This window comes from Curtobacterium sp. LFS079, from assembly GCF_047977865.1.
GTDB lineage: Bacteria > Actinomycetota > Actinomycetes > Actinomycetales > Micrococcaceae > Arthrobacter.
Genome location: NZ_JBFPFO010000012.1, coordinates 100,415 through 121,220 on the forward strand (window position 1 = coordinate 100,415; position 20,806 = coordinate 121,220).

14 protein-coding genes are annotated in these 20,806 nt (G+C 64.4%); 11 read left to right on the forward strand and 3 right to left on the reverse strand.

Annotation, left to right across the window (positions count from 1 at the left end; translation table 11 throughout):
• The first annotated feature begins 43 nt into the window (after positions 1-43).
• From mtrB to secA, 6 genes are all read left to right on the forward strand, one after another.
• Positions 44-1,876, forward strand: coding sequence for an MtrAB system histidine kinase MtrB (mtrB, locus tag ACNQPB_RS16950; RefSeq protein WP_498753592.1), 1,833 nt, complete (start codon positions 44-46; stop codon positions 1,874-1,876).
• A 19-nt stretch (positions 1,877-1,895) separates the two neighbouring features.
• A complete protein-coding gene (locus tag ACNQPB_RS16955) occupies positions 1,896-3,587 on the forward strand; it encodes an LpqB family beta-propeller domain-containing protein (RefSeq protein ID WP_498753607.1) in 1,692 nt (563 codons plus the stop codon).
• A 138-nt stretch (positions 3,588-3,725) separates the two neighbouring features.
• On the forward strand, positions 3,726-4,745 hold the full coding sequence (locus ACNQPB_RS16960; protein WP_498753593.1) for a ComF family protein: 1,020 nt from the start codon (positions 3,726-3,728) through the stop codon (positions 4,743-4,745).
• A 142-nt stretch (positions 4,746-4,887) separates the two neighbouring features.
• Positions 4,888-5,613, forward strand: coding sequence for a ribosome hibernation-promoting factor, HPF/YfiA family (hpf, locus tag ACNQPB_RS16965; RefSeq protein WP_498753594.1), 726 nt, complete (start codon positions 4,888-4,890; stop codon positions 5,611-5,613).
• Between the two features lie 32 nt (positions 5,614-5,645).
• Positions 5,646-6,884 carry a winged helix-turn-helix domain-containing protein gene (locus ACNQPB_RS16970; protein WP_498753595.1) on the forward strand — a complete coding sequence of 413 codons (1,239 nt, stop codon included), beginning with the start codon at positions 5,646-5,648 and terminating at the stop codon, positions 6,882-6,884.
• Between the two features lie 160 nt (positions 6,885-7,044).
• Positions 7,045-9,789: a preprotein translocase subunit SecA gene (secA, locus tag ACNQPB_RS16975; protein WP_498753596.1), complete on the forward strand. Its 2,745-nt coding sequence runs from the start codon at positions 7,045-7,047 to the stop codon at positions 9,787-9,789.
• A gap of 135 nt (positions 9,790-9,924) precedes the next feature.
• On the opposite strand, the gene ACNQPB_RS16980 is transcribed toward secA, so the two are convergent.
• Together ACNQPB_RS16980 and ACNQPB_RS16985 are read right to left on the reverse strand one after the other, a co-directional pair.
• On the reverse strand, positions 9,925-10,353 hold the full coding sequence (locus ACNQPB_RS16980; protein WP_498753597.1) for an Rv3235 family protein: 429 nt from the start codon (positions 10,351-10,353) through the stop codon (positions 9,925-9,927).
• 35 nt (positions 10,354-10,388) lie between these two features.
• Entirely contained in the window at positions 10,389-11,180 is a 792-nt protein-coding gene (locus tag ACNQPB_RS16985; RefSeq protein ID WP_498753598.1) for a LysM peptidoglycan-binding domain-containing protein, read from the reverse strand.
• Between the two features lie 181 nt (positions 11,181-11,361).
• On the opposite strand from ACNQPB_RS16985, the gene ACNQPB_RS16990 reads away from it, so the two are divergent.
• Entirely contained in the window at positions 11,362-11,931 is a 570-nt protein-coding gene (locus tag ACNQPB_RS16990) for a hypothetical protein (protein WP_498753599.1), read from the forward strand.
• 9 nt (positions 11,932-11,940) lie between these two features.
• Here ACNQPB_RS16990 and ACNQPB_RS16995 read toward each other — a convergent pair whose 3' ends face one another.
• A complete protein-coding gene (locus tag ACNQPB_RS16995) occupies positions 11,941-12,162 on the reverse strand; it encodes a helix-turn-helix domain-containing protein (RefSeq protein WP_498753600.1) in 222 nt (73 codons plus the stop codon).
• Between the two features lie 151 nt (positions 12,163-12,313).
• Between ACNQPB_RS16995 and ACNQPB_RS17000 the strand changes: the two genes are divergently transcribed.
• The 4 genes from ACNQPB_RS17000 to ACNQPB_RS17015 are packed head-to-tail and all read left to right on the forward strand — an operon-like array spanning position 12,314 to position 20,678.
• A complete protein-coding gene (locus ACNQPB_RS17000) occupies positions 12,314-12,958 on the forward strand; it encodes an SAF domain-containing protein (RefSeq protein WP_498753601.1) in 645 nt (214 codons plus the stop codon).
• Positions 12,955-14,271: a CpaE/TadZ family protein gene (locus ACNQPB_RS17005; protein WP_498753602.1), complete on the forward strand. Its 1,317-nt coding sequence runs from the start codon at positions 12,955-12,957 to the stop codon at positions 14,269-14,271. The genes ACNQPB_RS17000 and ACNQPB_RS17005 overlap by 4 nt, the downstream gene beginning before the upstream one ends.
• A 57-nt stretch (positions 14,272-14,328) precedes the next feature.
• Positions 14,329-19,179 (forward strand): NAD-glutamate dehydrogenase, encoded by a 4,851-nt coding sequence (locus ACNQPB_RS17010; protein WP_498753603.1) that lies wholly within the window; start codon positions 14,329-14,331, stop codon positions 19,177-19,179.
• Between the two features lie 29 nt (positions 19,180-19,208).
• Positions 19,209-20,678 carry a sensor histidine kinase gene (locus ACNQPB_RS17015; RefSeq protein ID WP_498753604.1) on the forward strand — a complete coding sequence of 490 codons (1,470 nt, stop codon included), beginning with the start codon at positions 19,209-19,211 and terminating at the stop codon, positions 20,676-20,678.
• The last annotated feature ends 128 nt before the right edge of the window (positions 20,679-20,806 follow it).

The window sequence follows — 20,806 nt, forward strand, 5'->3', positions numbered from 1 at the left end:
GGCTGTCCCTTCCGCCCCGCCGGAAAGCCAAACCATTGGCCACGTGCGTCCGCTGAACGTCCGGCGCCTGCTGCTCCTGGGCCGCATCTGGACGCGCCGCGCCCTGATCCTCGCGTTGCGTGTGTCCCGGCTGGTGGTCACGGCCCTGCGGCACATCCGTCCGGGACTGCGCTACCTCTGGAAGTCCCTGCTTCGGCGCTGGCGGCGCTCCCTCGAATTCAGGACGGTCATGATGACCATCCTGCTGTCGGTGATTTCCTTCGCCGTTGTCGGGGCGTATCTGTCCAGCCAGATCGCCAACAACCTGTTCCAGGAGCGGCTGACCCAGGCAGAATCGGAGAGCCGCTACTACGTCAAGCAGGTCCAGGACACCTTTGACGGCGCCCAGGTCAACGATCAATCCAGCGTCATCACCCTCGTCTACGACACCCTCAACGCGGTGGAAGGCAACGGATCGGTCATCCAGCGCCGCTATGTCTTCGAAGCGCTTCCGGAACAAACCAAGCCGCGCAACCGGTGGGTGGAATCGCGTGCCTCGGACCAGCTGACGGTCCGGGTCATCCCGCCGGAACTGCGCAAGGCCGTGCAGGAATCGGGCAAGGAACAATACTGGGCGTCCACCGAATTCCCGGTGGGAAACCAGGACCACCCGGGGATCGCCGTCGGGAACAAGGTCACTTTCAACGGCACCGTCTACGAGCTGTATCTGCTCTATGACCTCGAGAACGCACAGCAGACCCTGGATCAGATCCAGAATGTCCTCTGGGCCGGCGGCGCGGCGCTGATCATCATGATCGGCGGCATCGCCTGGTACGTCACCCGGAACGTGGTCAGCCCCGTGAGCCACGCCGCCGTCGTCTCCGAAAAGCTGGCCGCCGGGCAGCTCCAGGAGCGTATGGTCGTCAAGGGCGAGGACGAGGTTGCCCGGCTCGGGGCCTCCTTCAACCACATGGCCGCGAGCCTCCAGGAACAGATCACCCAGCTCGCCACACTCTCCCAGATGCAGCAGCGCTTCGTCTCCGATGTGTCCCACGAACTCCGGACCCCGCTGACAACGGTTCGGATGGCGGCGGAAGTACTGTTCGATGCGCGCGAGAGCTTCGACCCCATCAACAGGCGCTCCGCCGAACTTCTCTACAACCAGGTGGAGCGGTTCCAGTCCCTGCTATCGGACCTGTTGGAGATCTCGCGCTTCGACGCGGGAGCCGCCGTTCTCGAAGCGGAGCCCCAGGATATTTTCCAGCTCATCGGGCAGGTCATCGAGGGCGCGTCGCCCGTGGCCGCCGAATACGGGTCCGAGGTCCGGCTCACGTCCCGGAACAAGAGCATCATTGTTGAAATGGACTCCCGCCGGATCGACCGTATCCTGCGCAACCTGCTCCTCAACGCCCTGGAGCACGGCGAAGGCAAGCCGGTGCACGTGACGGTGGCGGCCAACCACGACGCCGTCGCCGTGTCCGTCCGTGACCACGGAATCGGCTTGGCCCCGGCGGAGGCGGCCCGGGTGTTCGACCGGTTCTGGCGGGCCGATCCTGCGCGTGCCCGGACCACCGGCGGCAGCGGCCTGGGCCTGTCCATCGCGGCCGAAGATACCAAGCTCCACAACGGCTGGCTGCAGGCCTGGGGCCAGAAAGGTGCGGGTTCCAACTTCCGGCTCACCTTGCCCTTGAAGAAGGGCGGAACCATCGTGAAGTCGCCGTTGCACCTTGAACCGCATGACCTCCGGCTGCCGGGCAGCGGCGCGGACCGCCAGATGCTGCTGGTTGATACTCAGGAGAAGGGCCTGCTGCTCCCTGCCGAAGTGCCGCCGTCGGGTCCGTCCGGCTCAGCCGACGACGGCGGCGCTCCCGGAACAGGGGAGGCCGGCCGTGCGTAATCGTCTTCACCGCTTCCCGGTGCTGTTGCTTGCCCTCCTCGCCACTGTTGCGCTCGTGCTCAGTTCCTGTGCGCAGATTCCGCGGTCCGGGCCGGTAGGCAAGAGCAAGGAGGAAAGCGCCGGGAACTCGAACGTGCCTGACTTCTTCCCACCGCCTCCCCAGCCCGGGGCCTCCCCGGACACCGTCATCGAGGACTTCTACGGAGCAGGCAGCGGCTATGCGGACGACTACGCGGTCGCGCGGCAATACCTGACCCAGTCCCTGTCGGTGAGCTGGAAGTCTGATAAGCGCGTCTTCGTGTACCGCAAGGCTCAGGTAGTCCGGACCGCTGTCGAGAACGAGTTCCGGTACGAGCTTGACCTTGCGTACGCCGTTGACGCCGACGGCGTTGCCACCCACTATCCCGAAGGTACGCTGGAGAGCATCCCGGTCACTGTCGAACAGGTTGACGGCGAATGGCGGATCTCGGAGGTGCCGGACGGCACTGCGATACCGGAACAGACATTCCGGGTGATTTACGGCGCGTACCCGATCTACTTCTACGACCCGGGGTTCACCTACGCGGTGCCCGATTTCAGGTGGTTCATCAAGAAGAAGACCGTCAAGGCCATGACGAGCGCACTGCTTGCGGGCCCGGCCCCGTACCTGCGCGGCGCCGTCGTCAGTGCCTTCCCCTCCGGAATCCGGCTGGTGCGCGAATCCGTACCGGTCGTTTCAGGTTCCGCCCAAGTCGACCTCTCGGCGAAGGAACTGGTGGAAGCCTCCGCGGAAGATCGGCAACGCATGCAGAACCAGCTACTGCTGACCTTCCGGTCCCAGCCGGATGTGATCAGCGTCCAGCTCCGGGCAGACCAAGACCTGGTCCGGGTGGAGGACACCGGCTCAGTCCTCCCGCCGGTCCTGGAAAAAAGCGTGCCGTCACGCCAGATTGCGGTAAACAACGGTGAGCTTGCACGCTACGAAAACAACCGGCTCTCCCCGCTGCCGGATATGCGGCCGGTCGCCGGGTTTGGACCTCAGGCCCCAGCCGAATCACCGGCGTCGAAGGCTGTGGCATTCCTCAACGGTTCGGGCACCACGCTGTATTCGATGTTGCCGGGCCAGGATCCGCGCCCATTGACTACCCGAAGCACCCTCACGCGACCGTCCTTCAGCCTCCAGGACTGGGTCTGGACCGCAGGTCCGGGAGCCAACGGAGGCACGCAGGTTGTGGCTTTCAAACCATCCGCCGCGTCCAAGGGCGGGGCTGTTCCTGCAGTGACCCTGGCGCCGCGATGGCTCGCCGGGCGGTCCGTCAAGGAATTCAGGATCTCGCGCGAGGGAACCCGTGCCCTGGTCATCTCGGAGCTGCACGGCCGGACGTCCGTCCAGGTTGCCGGGATCATCCGTAACCCGGACGGTTCGCCCAAGGACCTCAGTGCGCCCAACACGCTTGAGGCCGCCAACGGTGTGGACCATGGCGCCTGGGTCAATTCGACGACCGTCGTGGTCATGAAGGAATCGTCCTCCGGCAACGTCGTTCCTGAATTGCTTCCGTTGTCCACCGGGCAACCGCAGCAGCTCCCGGCCTGGCAGGGACTGACCGGCCTGAGCGCCGGCAACGGCCCGGAGGAAATCTACGGGCAGTCCGCGGCAGGCGTCTTCCAGCGGGTCGGAAACGGCTGGGAGCTCCAGCTGAAGGGTCCTGTCGACCCGGCGTTCCCCGGTTAGCTGTACCTTCCGGGCCTCGGTCCGCGGGATTTCGAGCCAGGAGTTCTGTCCACATAGCGGTGTAGTCCGCTGGCGCTGCCGACGGTGCAGCCCGAGGCTGGTCAGATGGACCTGTTCCCGCCAACTTTGGGTGCCCTGGTGAGGGCAGACAGCATGAACCCCGACGCCGGGACGCCGGGTGTGCGCGATCCCGACCTTGCCGCCATGGCGGATCATCCGGCCCGTCACCGGGGCCGGCATGTGCTGCCGCTGCTGCGCCTCTTCGAAGGCCTGCATATGGCTTGGACCGAACTGCTGGCTCTCCTGGCACCGGTGGAATGCGTCTGCTGCGGGCGCGAGGATACGCAGATTTGCGGTGCCTGCGCCCGCCGGATCCGGAACCTTTGCTCCCAGCCTTTCCGTGCGGAGTCCCAGGCTCCGGCGCTGCTTACAGTGGACGGTGCGGTGCTGGTGCCGGTGGTCGCGGTGGGGCCCTACCGGGAAGAACTTGCCCAGGCCGTCCTGTCCTTCAAGAAGCTGGGCCAACGCAGCCTTGCCGTGCTGTTGGGGCGGATGCTGGAACGCGGCTTGCGCGCAGCAGCGGGGGAAAGCCGGCGGATCTGCCTGGTTCCCGTTCCCACCAGCGCCGCCGCCTTCCGCCGTCGCGGTTTCAGCCCTGTCCATCTGCTGCTCCACCGGGTCCGGCGAAGGGCCGGAAGTCAATGGCCGTTGTGTGAAGCCCTGCGCAAACGGCGGAGCGGCACCTTCACCTGGACGGGTGCGCTTCGCCGGGACGTCCAGGGGGCGCCACTTCCGGGGCTCCTCGCCGCCGGCATGGACCTGGCCGGGTGGTCCGGCGCCGGGCATAGGGGGAGTGCGGGGCAGAAGGGACTGGACAGGGGCAGCCGTGCCCGTCGGGTGCGGGGTTCGATGGTCGTCCGCCCCTCCCGGAGGGGCTCAGTGTCCGGGAAACTCTGCATCATCGTCGACGATGTCCTGACGACGGGAGCAACCATTGCCGAGGCGGCCAGGGCCGTTGAAGCGGCGGGAGGGCTCGTCTGCGGCGCCGTGGTGCTCGCGGCCACACGGGCTCCTGGTGGCTCGGGTTCCGACGTGCGGATGGCGGCCGGCCGTTCCGTTGACTCAAAACAAATTAAAAGTGCCGAAGGGGTGAATTAGCGGTAACGATGAACTAACGTCGGAGATGGGTACCAAGAACAGATGTACCTGTCGATAGCGGCTCGGAAAGGGGCTCGACTGTCCGTCAGAAAAGCCCCCGAAAGTGCCGTTGTCGTGTCACCTGAGTTATTTGGAGGGCACCATGGAGTTCATGATCAGCGGCCGGAATCTGACCGTTTCGGATCGCTTCCGCGAATACGCGGGCGAGAAGATTTCCAAGATTGAATCGCTCGGGGACAAGGTCCAGAGGGTCGACGCCAAAGTTTCCAAGGAAAGCAATCCGCGTCAGAACCCGGGCCAGCTCACAGTGGAAGTGACAGTCATGGGCAGGGGTCCGGTCATCCGGGCAGAAGCCAGTGCCGCTGACAAATTCGCAGCTTTCGACCTTGCTTACAGCAAGCTCCTCGAACGACTGCGCAGGGCCAAGGACAGGAAGAAGGTCCACCACGGGCGGCACACACCAAAGGCGGTGCGTGAAGCCACGGCAAGCCTCGAACCTGTCAGCACGAAGGAGCCCATTTACGCTGCGGCAAGCGACCACCAGGAACCGGCTGTCCCGGGGGCAGAGGCTTCGCCGTACGATATCGACAATGACATCCCGGCCGGTGACTCTCCGGTGCTGATCCGCCGGAAGGTCTTCCCCGCGGCGTCCCTCACCATCGACGACGCCGTGGACAACATGGAACTCGTGGGTCACAACTTCTACCTATTCGTAGACAAGGAGACCAACACGCCGTCGGTGGTCTACCGCCGTCGCGGCTGGACCTACGGCGTCATCACACTGGACTCGAACTGCGAGCCGGGGAATGAAGCGGTGGAAGAGAAAATCCACGCCTACCGCTCCGATGACCATGCGGCAACGGCCTAGGCTGCCCCGTCTAACCTGACGAAAGGACTGGCATGGCCGCTTCGCTGAGCCTCCAGCAGGCACGGCGGATCGCATTGGCAGCCCAGGGCTTGGACAAGGTCCGGCCCACCGGTCCCGTAACAGCACGGGCGGTGGGCCGGACCTTTGCCCGCCTGCAGCTTGTGCAGATCGATTCGGTCAACGTCCTCTCCCGCAGCCACTACCTGCCCTTCTTTTCCCGGCTGGGGGACTACGACCGCAGGATCCTCGATTCCCTGTCCGGCCGGAGTCCGCGCCGCATGATGGAGTACTGGGCCCACGAAGCAAGCTTTATCCGGCCCGAGCACTTCGCGGACCTGCTCCTGTGGCAGCGGCGTGACTGGGTCGGCGCAAGCCATCTGGACCGCTCCCTGCGGGAAGACATGGCAGCACGGATCCTGGCGGCACTTGCCGCCGGCCGGCCACTGACAGCGGCGCAGCTCACGGCACGGCTGGGCCACCAGGAGGACCGCCGGAACGAGCAATGGGGCTGGAACTGGAACCTCGTCAAACAGGTGCTGGAGCATTTGTTCGAAGAAGGCCAGGTCAGTGCGGCATCCCGGACTGAACAGTTTGAGCGCCGCTACACCCTCACCTCACGGGTGCTGCCGGCAGCGGTGCCGGCTCCGGGCACGAACCACAGGCACGCAGAAAACGACGTCGGCGGTCGGGAGGCCGCCATGGAGCGCCTGATCGATGCGGCTGCGCAGGCACACGGAATCGGGACGGTCCGCTGCTTCGCCGACTACTTCCGGACTCCTGTCAAGGCAGCAACCCAAGCGGTCGGCAAGCTCGTCGACCAGGGGCGCCTGGAACCGGTGACCGTACGGGGCTGGGACCGGGGGCTGTACCGCCACGCCCAGGCAAAGAGTCCCCGGAACGTGACGGGGCGCGCGCTGCTGAGCCCCTTCGATTCACTCGTCTTCGAGCGTCGTCGGCTGCACGAACTCTTCGGCTTCCATTACCGCATCGAGATCTACACCCCGGCTACGAAGCGGAAATTCGGATACTACGTCCTGCCCTTCCTCCTGCGGGACAGCATCGTTGCGCGGGTGGACCTGAAGGCTGATCGCACAGGCCGGCTGCTGCTGGTCCGTTCCGCCCATGCGGAAGCTGACGCGCCGGCAGACACAGCGGAGGAACTTGCCGCAGAACTACGGCTCATGGCCCGCTGGCTGGAACTGGACGACGTCGTCGTATCGCCCGAGGGTGATCTCGCCCCGCGGCTGGCGGACGCGCTGCACAGGGCATAGGGACGGAAGCGCCAGGTGCCGGTTCCCGCACGGTGTCCGGGCCCGCGGGACGGTTCCATGGGGCTCTCCGCTCTCAGGGGAACAACTCTCTTTGGTGTTGTACGCTCCCGTAGACTGAAACCGCCAGAATTCGGCAGCTTGAGACTGGGAGCAACTTCACGTGGCATCACTTATCGAAAAACTTCTCCGCACGGGTGACAAGAAGACCCTGAAACAGCTGCGGAGCTATGCCGATTCCATCAATGCCCTTGAAGAATCCTTCAAGACTTTCACCGATGCGGAACTCCGTGAAGAAACGGACGTGCTCCGCGCCCGCTACCAGGACGGTGAACTCCTGGATGCCCTGCTTCCCGAGGCATTCGCAGCCGTACGCGAAGCCTCCTCGCGCACCCTGGGCATGCGCCACTTCGATGTCCAGCTCATGGGCGGCGCGGCTCTTCACCTCGGGAACATCGCGGAAATGAAGACCGGTGAAGGCAAGACCCTCGTCGCCACGGCCCCGGCCTACCTCAACGCCTTGACTGGAAAGGGCGTGCATGTCGTCACGGTCAACGACTACCTCGCCGAATACCAGTCCGAACTCATGGGCCGTGTCTACCGTTTCCTCGGCCTGAGCAGCGGCTGCATCCTGGCCAATCAGGACCCTTCGGTGCGCCGCGAGCAGTACGCCGCGGACATCACCTACGGCACGAACAACGAATTCGGTTTCGACTACCTGCGCGACAACATGGCGTGGGACAAATCCGAACTTGTCCAGCGCGGACACCATTTCGCCATCGTTGACGAAGTCGACTCAATCCTCATCGACGAAGCCAGGACTCCGCTCATCATCTCGGGCCCGGCCCAGGGCGACACCAACCGCTGGTACAGCGAGTTCGCCAAGGTCGTGCAGCGCCTCAAGCCGGAGACCGACTACGAGGTGGACGAAAAGAAGCGCACAGTCGGTGTGCTCGAAGCCGGCATCGAGAAGGTGGAGGACTACCTCGGGATCCAGAACCTCTACGAATCCGCCAACACCCCGCTCATCGGGTTCCTGAACAACGCCATCAAGGCCAAGGAACTGTTCAAGCGTGACAAAGACTACGTCATCCTCGAAGGCGAGGTGCTCATCGTCGACGAACACACCGGACGCATCCTGGCCGGGCGCCGCTACAACGAGGGCATGCACCAGGCGATCGAGGCCAAGGAAAACGTCGAGATCAAGGCCGAAAACCAGACACTCGCCACGGTGACCCTGCAGAACTACTTCCGTATGTACGAGAAGCTTTCGGGCATGACGGGCACGGCTGAAACCGAGGCCGCCGAGTTCATGAGCACCTACAAGCTCGGCGTGGTTCCCATCCCCACCAACCGCCCGATGCAGCGGCTCGACCAGTCGGACCTGGTCTACAAGAACGAGATCGTGAAGTTCGAAGCCGTGGTCAAGGACATCGCCGAACGCCATGAGAGCGGCCAGCCCGTCCTTGTTGGCACGACCAGCGTGGAAAAGAGCGAATACCTTTCGCGGCTGCTGGCCAAGGACGGCATCCGGCATGAGGTCCTCAACGCCAAGAACCATGCCCGTGAGGCTGCCATCGTCGCCCAGGCCGGCCGCAAGGGTGCGGTCACCGTCGCCACGAACATGGCCGGCCGTGGCACGGACATCATGCTCGGCGGCAACGCCGAGTTCACCGCGATCGCCGAGCTGGCCAGGCGTGGCCTGGATCCGGAGGAGAACTCCGAAGAATACGAGGCCGCGTGGCCGGAAGCCCTCGAATCGGCGAAGCAGGCAGTCAAGGATGAGCACGAGGAAGTGCTGGAGCTTGGTGGCCTCTACGTCCTTGGCACCGAACGCCATGAGTCCCGCCGGATCGACAACCAGCTCCGTGGCCGCTCCGGCCGCCAGGGCGACCCGGGGGAGTCCCGCTTCTACCTGTCGTTGACGGACGACCTGATGCGGCTCTTCAACTCAGGTGCAGCCGAACGGCTGATGAACAGCTCGGTGCCGGACGACGTCGCCCTTGAATCCAAGCTCGTATCCCGGGCGATCGCTTCTGCCCAGGGCCAGGTGGAAGGCCGAAACGCCGAACAGCGCAAGAACGTCCTCAAGTACGACGACGTCCTGAACCGCCAGCGCGAGGCCATCTACGGCGATCGCCGCCGGATTCTCGAAGGCGACGACCTTCACGAGAAGGTCCAGTTCTTCCTCGAGGACACGATCAATGCGTTCATCGATGCTGCTACGGCCGAAGGCACCGGCGATGACTGGGACTACAACCAGCTGTGGACCAACCTGAAAACCCTGTATCCCGTGACGGTTTCCGCCCAGGACATCATCGACGAGGCCGGTGCCAAGTCCAGGGTTACCGTTGACTTCCTGAAGAACGAGATCCTCTCCGACGCCCAGCTTGTCTACAAGGCCCGGGAAGAAGCCATCGGTCCTGATAGTATGCGCGAGCTGGAGCGCAGGGTGGTCCTCTCCGTCCTCGGACGCAAGTGGCAGGAACATCTTTATGAGATGGACTACCTCAAGGAAGGCATCGGCCTGCGGGCAATGGCGCAGCGCGATCCACTCGTCGAGTACCAGCGCGAGGGCTTCATCCTTTTCCAGGGCATGATGGAAGCCATCCGCGAGGAAAGCGTTGGCTTCCTTTACAACCTGGAAGTCGAGGTCACTCCCGCCGAGGACGTTGTGGTCGCTGACGACAGCGCAGAGGGGGGCCACACGGAACACCACGATCCGCAGATCCATGCGGCGGGTCTGCAGGCGCCCGAGCGTCCGGCGCAACTGCAATACACGGCGCCCGGCGAGGACGGAGCGAGCCAGACCCGGGTTGAAGGACGGTCCGGTGGCCGTTCAGGCAATCCCGCCAAGGCCGCTGCGGAGGACAAAGCAAAGAAGGCGGCCCGCAAGAAACGCCGCTGATCCTTGGGCAGCGGGTTCCTGCGAACGAAATAAGTGAGGACCGGAACATTGTTCCGGTCCTCACTTGTTTTCTGCGGCTCTCATCCAGGGCCTTCCTGCGCTTGCTATGGGTCTTTCGGGACGGAATGCCGCAGCCTAGCCGATCTGGAGGGCGGTCACTTTCCATGCACCGTTGCTCAATTCAAGGCGCATGGCGACGGCACGGGACCGCAGCTCCTCCCGCACCACCATCGCAGCCTCGTAGACGGTTTCGGAGACGGCGCACATGTGCACCGAGCGGACCTGGGGATTGCAGTGGAGCCGGGATTGGCTGTTTCCGGTGCGCATTGTGTGTGCCCGGGTGAGGGCCGCCCGGTGCTGAAGGGAGGCCAAGGACCTCGGGTCCAGGGAACGTGAGAGCTGCTGGACAGGGCGGGTGCCAGCCAGGACTTCGATGGCCGCCTGGGCGATGCGGCGTGCGTGCATCATGACGTCCTGCTCTTTGGCGGCTTGGCCTGGGAAGCTGGTCCCGGAGGGTGTGTTGCGGGGGACGGGAAGCGGGAGAACTGCGGTTGCTGCGTTCATGAGCGGGTCCTTGACTGTGTTGGATTGGATGGTTCTTAGTTCCTGGCTGGTGCCTGGAGGACCTGGCCGGGGAGGATGAGTCCGGGGTCACCTCCGATAACGTCCTTATTGGCGGCGTACCACTTCGGCCAGTGCCGGGCGATCTCCACATCGCTTGCCATCGGACCCAGATCCCTGGCTGCAATGGACCACAGAGAGTCCCCGCGCATCACCACTACTTCCTTTGCGACAAGGCTGCCCGTCTGCTGAGTGGCGCGCGTGGTATTGGTTCCCATAAGCCCGGGGCCGATGACCGGCGCGCGGGGTTGCCACTGCGGTTCAAGCAAACCGGGGGCGGAACCTGGGCCGTGCGTGGAGTTTCGGACTTGAGTCACCAGCTGGGGCCCGGCGGCACTTTGCGTTTTGGCGACGGCGCCAACCGCTGGGTGGGAAAGCGGGGTCCAGGCTGCGGCAATGCTGGTGGACACGCCCGATGGAGACCACGCTGCCTCGACAGGGCTGGATGATGCCTGGGCAAGAGGAGCACCAAGCAGATTCAGGCCGAGCACGGCCAACGCGAGTCGTTGCATGAACAGTGGGCTGAAACGTCCGGTGACCCTCGCTCCCGTGGTGCGCCCGGTCTTTTGGCAGATGGCCGAGGCAACGGCCAGGACCAGTGAGATCAACCACCAAGCAACGATCAACAACCCTGCGCCGGCCGCAAGAAAGCCGACGGCGTCGCCGAACATGAGCCCTTGGTGATGCGCTGCGGAGATCCTCCAGCGCTCCAAGAGGAGATAGCCAAGACCAAGGAGCAGAAGCCCCAGCATCAGGATGACCGCTGCCATCGCAGCATCGTGGCGGATGGGCCTTTCCGTTCCGTTCACTGTATTCTCCCTACATTTGATGAAGTTTGATGCAATTTGATGTGTCTCTGGTAATTTTGAACACTGTCATCTGGGTTTGTCTACTCTTGTGACAATTTGACTCGAAATTGACCCGGCTGAAGCGCCCGCTTACGCTGGCGGCATGCGTTGGGATGCTCTCTTTCAGGACATGGAGGCGCAGCTCGCCGCCGAACAACGGCTGGCACTTGAATCCGAAATTTCGGAGCGGGCCCGGGTGGAGATGGCGGGCGTTTCCCTGGCAGACCGGCTGCGCGGTGCGCTGAACCGTGAGATTGCGGTCCTGCTCTCCTCGGGAATGCGTGTTTCAGGTGTTCTGGCACACGTGGGCAGCGAATGGATTGTGCTGAACGAGGCGCCGCAGCAATGGCTGGTGCCGTGCTCGGCGGCGGTCAGTTACCAGGGCGTGGGCCGCCACGTCCTTCAGACCACGGGCGTGCGGGCACGGGTGGGCCTGGCGAGTGCGCTGAGGGGCCTGGCAAGGGACAGGTCGGAAGTAACCGTCCATCTGGCGATGGCCGGGGCTCAGGAAAGGGCTTTGTTCGGGGTGATAGACCGCGTCGGAAAGGACCATTTCGACCTTGCGGTCACTTCAGCAGGGGAGGCCAGGAGGCAAAGCAACGTCAGCTCCGTGATAACGGTGCCCTTCGCGTCACTGGCGGCACTGCGTTCACTGCGGGGGCAGGAAATCTAGGCTGCTTCCCTAGGAACGGGAAGACTTCGCTTTTGCTTCCTCGATCATGCGGCTGGCTTCCGCGTAACGCTCCTGGATGTACTGCTCCAGCATGCTCTCTTCGACGCGCCACTGCCCCCGCCCGCCGACCTGGATGGCCTTGAGTTCGCCGCTTCGCACAAGGGCGTAAGCCTGCGGCGAGTTGATCTGCAACTGTTCGGCGACATCGGCCAGGGTGAGGAATCGTGGCATGGCTCCATTTTGCCACTTTCCGGCCCTTTTGATCCGCTTATCCACAGTTTGGCGTGATTTGAAGGATTTGACTTTGGAAGTTGCTCCATTGCGGTCAGAATGAAGGCGACTTCCGGCCGGGCGGCCGTCCAGGGAAACAGGGGGATTCATCATGAATGCCAACACAGCAGCTGCGGCAGCGCGGCTCAGGAAACCGTCATGGAAGGATCCCCGGCTGCTGGTCGGGATCCTGCTGGTGCTTGCATCCGTGGCAGGTGTCATCGCCTTGGTGGGCGCTGCGGACCGTACTGTCCAGGTCTACATAGCCCGCGAGGGCATCGCCGTCGGCCAGAAGCTGAGCAGGGATGATCTTTCGACGGTCAAGGTCCGTCTTGACGACGTCGAGTCCAGCTATGTCACGGTTGAATCCGGCCTGCCCGAAGGGAAGGTGGCAGTCCAGCGGATTGCCAGGAATCAGCTCCTCCCCAAGGAGAGTCTGGGCGACGCCGACGCTCTCGACCGGAAACCGGTAGCCGTAACCGTCGAAGACTCGCTCCCGCCACAGGCCGTGCCCGGTTCCAGGGTGGACGTGTGGGTGTCCTTGCCGGACGCCCGGAACGGCTTCGCTGAACCGCGATTGCTACTGCCCGGTGCGGAAATCGCACAGGTCACCGAGGGATCCTCTGCCCTCGGGGCATCCAAGGAAACGGTGGTGCTGGTCCTGGTCACTGACGAACAGATGCCGAAGCTGCTCGGCGCCCAGGCGAACAAGGCAAAGGTCGCCGTCGTTTGGAACCCGGCGGGGACGGCGAAATGAGCATTCCGGTTGTCACCGTCGGTCAGTCCCCGCAGGACCTCGTCGGCGGACTCGAAAGACTTCACGGCCCGGTAACAGTGGTGCGGCGCTGTGACGAGCTGGCTGAATTGCTCGCCGCCTGCCAAAGCGGCCTGGCCCGGGCGGCTGTCGTAGCGGAAGGCAGTGAAGATCTCGCGGCCTCTCTCGTGGACCGCCTTTCGGCGGTCGGCGTCGCTGTCGTGGCACTTGTTTCCGAGCCTGAAGAAGCCGCCCGGCTGCGCGCCATCGGAGTGCTCACGGCACTTCCTGACGTCGATGCGGCAGGACTCGCCTCGAAGATCTCAGACGCCGTCCATCAGCTTACGGGTCGCGGGCTGAGGCATCCGGAGGCGCGGGACTCCGGCCTTGCGGACCCGTCCGCGGGATTGCGACCCGCCGCACCTGCTGTCGCCGACGACACGCCCGCACCAAGCGGCGCGGGCGAGGTCATCGCCGTCTGGGGCCCGGCGGGAGCTCCCGGAAGGACGCTCTTGGCGGCGAACATCGCCGCGGAGCTCGCGGCCGAGGGCAAGGCTGTACTGCTTGTCGACGCCGATAGCTATGGTGCCAGTGTTGCGGCCACCCTGGGGCTCCTCGATGAGTCTGCCGGACTCGCCCAGGCGTGCCGGCTTGCGGAGCAGGGGCTGCTGAACGCGGATTCCTTGAAAAAGGTCTCGGCTTCTGTTTTCACGAAGTCCGGGGAATTCCGGGTCCTGACCGGAATCACGAGGGCTGACCGCTGGACGGAACTGCGCGCAGGGGCCCTTTCCACGGTCTTCGAACAGTCCAGGAAGATCGCCGACGTCATCGTGGTGGATACCGGGTTCTGCCTTGAAGCGGATGAAGAGCTGAGCTTTGACACCATGGCGCCGCGCCGGAACGCCGCCACGCTGCGGAGCCTGGAAATTGCGGAAACGGTGTTTGCAGTAGGCTCTGCGGATGCAATCGGAGTCCCCAGGCTGGTCCGCGGCCTGGCTGAGCTTGCCGACGCGGTTCCCCAGGCGACTCCGCGGATCGTCCTGAATAAGGTGCGGGCTTCCGCGGCCGGACGTTCCCCGGAACGTCAGCTGCGGGAAGCCTGGCAGCGTTATGCGCCGGAAGGGGAGATCGAGGCCTTCCTTCCGTCGGACCCCGGCAGCTGCGATACGGCCCTGCTCTCCGGATCGGTTCTCTTCGAAGTGGCCGCGGAATCCGCGCTCCGCCGAGCCATCGCCGGCCTCGTTTGTGCGCCTGTCCAGGGAAATTCAAAATCCTCTGTACGCCCATCCAGAGCAAGGCGGCTGCTTAAGGGTTAGGCTCGCCATGTGGGCTGCAAAGACGCAGCAAAAAAGATGTTATGGAGGCGTGTGTCGATGTCGTCAGGATCCAGCGTGGAGGATCGTTCCGCAACGGGGGTAGGTCCGGAAGGTTTCCTCGGAGACTACTACGAGCATCTGGCAGGGGAGGACGCCCGCGGATATTCGGCAGAACGGCTGAACGCCAGGGCGCTTGCCCACCGCGAAGTCGCCAAGAAGCGCAATCCGGGCAGTGCCAACATCCAGATCGTCAATGAGGCCGACCGTAGCGTGGTCTACATCGTCACCGATGACATGCCGTTCCTCGTCGACTCTGTGAACGCCGAACTCGTGCGCCAGAACTGCGCCATCAGGCTGGTCATGCACCCGCTGTTCGTTGTCTCCCGCGATTCGGACGGCGATCTTGCCGGAGTTGCCCGTGTGCCCGCCACTGTCGGCATCTCAAGCGGCGACACTGCTGCCCTTCCTAATATTTCCCGCCTCTTCGCCGAGGGACGCAACGCTTCCCACATGGAGTCCTGGATCGCCGTCGAGGTCGACCGCGTTCCCGATTCCGCGCAGCAAGAGCTCCTCGATGGAATCCGCCGCGTCCTGCGCGACGTGCGGGTCGCCGTCGAAGACTGGCCGAAGATGCGCAGCAAGGCACTCGAACTTGCTTCCTCGCTGGACAAGGTGACCCACCCCGAAGACATCGCCGAACTGCGGCAGACCCAGGACTTGCTCCGCTGGCTGGACAACGGAAACTTCACCTTCCTCGGCTACCGCGAATACGACCTCATTACCGAGGACGGCGAGGATGTCTTGGAACTTCGCGACGGGAGCGGCCTCGGCCTCCTCCGGGCAGGCGATCACCCGCACCAGATCCAGCACCTGACCGACGCCGGCCGCCGCAAGGCGCGCGAGAAGCGCGCTCTCGTGATCACCAAGGCGAACTCCCGCTCCACCGTCCACCGCCCCGCTTACCTGGACTACATCGGCGTCAAGAGCTTTGATGCGGCCGGCAACGTCAACGGTGAACGCCGCTTCATCGGACTCTTCGCCACCAGCGCGTATACCGGCTCCGTCCGCAGCATCCCGATCGTCCGGGAGAAGGTTGACGCCGTCTTGGCTTCCGCGGGCTTCCCGCGCGATTCGCACTCCGGCAAGGACCTGTTGGGCATCCTGGAGACTTACCCGAGGGACGAGCTGTTCCAGATCGAGACCGAGGATCTCGCCGAAACCGCACTCGGCATCCAGCGTCTCCAGGAACGCCGCCGCACCAAGCTGTTCCTGCGCCCGGACATCTACGGGCGCTTCATGTCTGCCGTGATCTACCTTCCGCGCGACCGCTACACCACGAACGTCCGCCTTCGGATCGAGCAGGAACTCCGCGAAACCTTTGCGGCTGAGAGCATCGACTACGAGGCGCGCATCACCGAGTCGGCCCTCGCCCGGGTGTTTTTCCGCATCCGCCTGCCCCGTGAAGCGGAGCTTGGCGAAGTGGACGCCGCAGCCCTTGAAAAGCGGCTTGTCCTTGCCTCCCGCTCCTGGGGTGAGGGCATTTCCGAGGCCGTCCGGGAACGCTGGAGCGGCGAGGAAGCCGATCGCCGGTCCGCGGTCTGGGCCGAAGCGTTCCCCGCGAGCTACAGAGTGGATTACGAAGTCGAAGACGCGCTGGAAGATATCGCCCGCTTCGAGGAGTACGGGGCAGTCGCGGCTCCCCGTGGCGAAGCTGCGCAGGCCCTGCCGGGAGTCCATGTCTACCTGCCGAAAGGCGCAGGGGAAATCCTCGAGGAAGACGCCCGCGTCAAGCTGTACCTGCTCGAGCCCAAGAGCCTCAGCCAAATCCTGCCCTACTTCCACAACCTCGGACTCGAAGTCCTCGACGAACGGCCTTTCGAGATCGAGACGGCCGACCACCGGGACTTCTTCCTGTATGACCTCGGCCTTAAGTACCCGGCCGGCGTGGATCCGCTCGCCACGGGGAAGCTTCTCGCGGAGTCTTTCGCCGCTGCGGTAACCGCCGCCGTGGAATCGGACAGCTTCGACCGGCTTGTCCTGCGCGAAGGCTTGCGCTGGCGCGAAGTCGTCATGCTCCGTGCCTACGCCAAGTACATGCGCCAGATGGGCAACACCAACTCCTTTGAGTTCATCGCGGACACGCTGCTTTCGAACCCTGAGGTTGCCCATGGCTTGCTGGAACTCTTCGCAGCCCGTTTCGACCCCGCCCTCGAAGAAAACACCCGCGGTGCCCGCCAGGAAAGTGCCCGTGCCCGCCTGGCCGAAGCCATCGACCAGGTGGCGACGCTCGACGCCGACCGCGTCCTGCGGACCTTCGTGAACCTCATCGAATCCACCCTCCGGACCAACTTCTTCCAGGCGAAGGCCCACGTCAGCTTCAAGCTCGATCCGACCGGGATCGACGGACTGCCGTTCCCGCGCCCGATGTTCGAGATCTGGGTGTACTCGCCTCGTGTCGAGGGTGTGCACCTGCGCTTCGGCAAGGTCGCCCGCGGCGGCCTGCGGTGGTCCGACCGCCGGGAAGATTTCCGTACAGAAATCCTGGGCCTCGTCAAAGCCCAGACGGTCAAGAACGCCGTGATTGTTCCGACCGGTGCCAAGGGAGGCTTCTACGCCAAGCAACTGCCGGACCCGGCCGTCGACCGGGCCGCATGGATGGCGGAAGGCATCGAATGCTACAAGACTTTCATTAGGGGCCTGCTCGACCTTACTGACAACCTGGTCAGTGACGCCGACGGCGAGACCATCGTGCCGCCGTCGAACGTTGTCCGGCAGGATGGCGACGATTCCTACCTGGTCGTTGCCGCCGACAAGGGAACGGCGACCTTCTCCGACATCGCCAACGGCCTTGCCATGGAATACGGATTCTGGCTCGGCGACGCATTCGCATCGGGCGGGTCCGTCGGTTACGACCACAAGGCCATGGGCATCACCGCCCGCGGCGCATGGGAATCGGTCAAACGCCACTTCAGCGAGCTGGACCTCGATACCCAGAACGAAGAGTTCACTGTGGTGGGCGTCGGCGACATGTCCGGTGACGTCTTCGGCAACGGAATGCTGCTCTCCAGGCACATCCGCCTGCTTGCCGCTTTCGACCACCGCCACATCTTCCTTGACCCGGCACCGGACGCTGCGGCCTCCTTCACTGAGCGCCAGCGGCTGTTCGAACTTCCGCGCTCGTCCTGGGACGACTATGACCGTTCCCTCATCAGCGAGGGCGGCGGAGTCTTCCCCCGCCAGGCCAAGGTGATTCCCGTATCCGAGCAGGTAAGTGCGGCCTTGGGCTTGCCGGAAGGGACCGTTCAACTGAGCCCGCCGGAGCTGCTCCGGGCCATCCTCCTCGCCCCCGCCGACTTGCTCTACAACGGCGGTATCGGCACCTACGTCAAGGCGAGCAGCGAATCCAACGCGCAGGTCGGCGACAAGGCAAACGACGCCATCCGCGTCGACGGACGTGAGCTCAGGGTCAAGGTAGTCGGCGAGGGCGGCAACCTCGGCCTCACCCAGCGCGGACGCATCGAAGCTGCGCTCCAGGGCATCATCCTGAACACGGACGCGATCGACAACTCCGCCGGTGTGGACTGCTCGGACCACGAAGTGAACATCAAGATCTTTGTGGACCGGATGGTCAAGGCCGGCAAGCTCGATGCCGCCGAGCGCGCAGACTTCCTGGCTGACATGACTGAAGAGGTCGGCCGGCTCGTCCTGGAAGACAACATCGACCAGAACATCCTGCTGCTCAACGACCGTACCCGCGTGGCGGACTGGAGCCCGAGCTACGAGCGCCTGATGGACTGGCTGGAACAGCACGCTGACCTCAAGCGGGACCTTGAGGCGCTTCCGACCACCGCGAGCCTGCGCGAGCGGCTCGAACAGGGCCAGGGCCTGACTTCCCCGGAGCTGTCGGTGCTCGCGGCCTACGCCAAGATCGAGCTGGCGTCCGTACTTGGGCGTTCGGACCTTGCCGACGATCCCTGGTTCCAGCGGACCATCCGCGAGTACTTCCCGCAACAGTTGCGGGAACGCTTCGACGCCGAGCTGGACTCGCATCCGCTGCGCCGCGAGATTATCGCCACAGTCGTCGCCAACGACATGATCAACCTGGGCGGCATCACTTTCGCCTTCCGGACCATGGAGGAAACCTCCGCCAACGAGATTGCGGTCGCCAAGGCGTTTGTGGCGCTGCGCGAAGTCTACGAACTGGATTCGATGGTGGCGGAGCTGAACGCCCTGCCGGCCTCCTTCCCCACGGAGCATTGGAGCGCCGTCCACCTGGACATCCGTCGACTGCTCGACCGGGCCGTGCGCTGGCTCCTGACGCAAGGCCTGGCAGGCAAGCCGATCGCCGACATCGTCGCGTCCTTCAAACCGATGCTGGATCCGATGCGTTCCCGGGTGCTCGAATACCTGCGCGGAGACGACAAGGAGCGCGTGCAGGGCTGGCTTGAGCGCGGCCTGCAGTGGAACCTGCCGGAAGACCTGGCACACCGTTGGTCCGAGCTTTTCGAAAGCTTCGTGCTTTTGGACATTGCCCGGATCGCGCAGAGCCGGTCGATCCGCGTTGAAGATGTAAGCAATGTGTACTACACGGTCTTCAACCGCTTCCACGTGGATTCCCTGCTTGAACGCATCAGTGCCCTGCCGCGGGACGACCGGTGGCAAGCATTGGCCCGCGCTGCCCTGCGGGATGACCTCTACTCGACGGTTGCTGACATTACGACGTCGGTGCTTGAGTCGAGCGAGAACGGAGCCGGAGCTGAAGATCGCCTGAAGGCTTGGGAAATGCTCAATGCCGAGCAGTTGGGACGTGCGAAGAGCATGTTTGACGAGGTCAACGCCCTCGAAGCCGACGACATGGCGTCTCTGTCGGTAGCATTGAGGCTCTTGAGGTCAATCGTCCGGCGCTAGGAAGTCCCTGCGCGGTATATGGAGGTGCAGTGGCAATCTTTACAGACCCCATCAGGGAGCATGCTGATTTCGGGCCTGGAGATGCCGAATGGCTTCACCTTCTGGTCGGCGACTGGCAGATGGTCGCCGACCTGGCGTTCGCGGACCTCGCGCTGTGGTTTCCGCACCCGGAGTTCGGGTACATCGCCCTGGCGCATGTCCGGCCGTCGACGAGCCATACGGTCTTCCACGCCGACTTCGTAGGGGAGGGGATCCGCTCCGATCTCCGACCCTTGGTCGACAAGGCCTGGAACAGCCGCTCGATCGAGCGCTCCAGTGAAACCAGCTGGAGCAGCGAGATGGCGCTGCGTGTGGAGGCCGTGCCTATGGTGCGCAACGGCAGGACTCTTGCCGTTGTCACTTCCCACATGGACCTCTCCAGCTCGAGGATGCCTTCACGCCTTGAGCTGACATACCGCCAGTGCGCCTACGACCTCCTTCGCATGGGAACCCTCGGGCTCTGGCCCGACTTCGCCTCCCCGACCGGATCCCGCCGCGGAGCGCCGCGTGTAGGCGACGGCCTGATCAGGCTCGACGCCGACGGCATCGTCCAGTACGCGAGCCCCAACGGGGTCTCCGCTTTCCGCCGGCTCGGCGAAGTGGAGACCCTGGAAGGGCGTTCACTCGCCGAGGTGACCGCAGGCCTGCTCAAGGACCGGCGGATGGTCGACGAGACACTGCCGCTGGTGGTCACCGGTCGGATGCCCTGGCGCAGCGAGATTGAGTCGCGGGGCGTGAGCCTGTCCCTGAGGGCGATCCCGCTCCGGGATGAGCACCAGCGTTTCGGCGCCCTGGTGCTTTGCCGCGACGTTTCCGAACTCCGCCGCCGGGAACTGGAACTGGTGACGAAGGACGCCACTATCCGGGAGATCCACCACCGGGTCAAGAACAACCTGCAGACCGTGGCAGCCTTGCTGCGGATGCAGTCCCGCCGCATGGTCAGCGACGAAGCGAAGCAGGGCCTCGAACAGGCGATGCGGAGGGTGGCAACCATCGCACTCGTCCACGAAACCCTGTCTCAGGGCCTCACGCAGAGCGTTGATTTCGACGAGCTGATCGGTCGCCAGTTCCGCTTGTCGGCGGAAGTGGCATCGCCGTCGCAATATGTCAGGACCGAACGATCCGGGATGTTCGGCGAACTTCCCAGCGACTTCGCCACACCGCTCGCCCTGGTGATAAACGAGCTCGTGACCAATGCTGTGGAGCATGGCCTTGAGGGCCGTGCGGGGACCGTGTGGCTGATTGCCGACCGGTCCACTGATTCCCAGGGTGACGAGATGCTGACAGTGACCATTTCGGACGACGGGGTGGGCCTTCCGGAGGGCTCCTACTCCGAAGGCCTGGGGCTGCAGATCGTCCGGACGCTGGTCACCAGCGAACTGGCCGGCAGCATTCAATGGTTCCCGCGCGACGGCGGCGGTACTTCGGTTGAAATCATCCTGAGTCTGCGCCCCAACTGAGGGAGGCGGAAATGACGTGGGGGGGGGGCGGGGGGCCGGGGGCGGGGCCCCCCCCCCCAGGCGGGGGGGGGGGGGGGGGGGCCGGGGGGGGGGGGGGGGGGCCGGCGCCCCCCCCCCCCCCCCCCCCC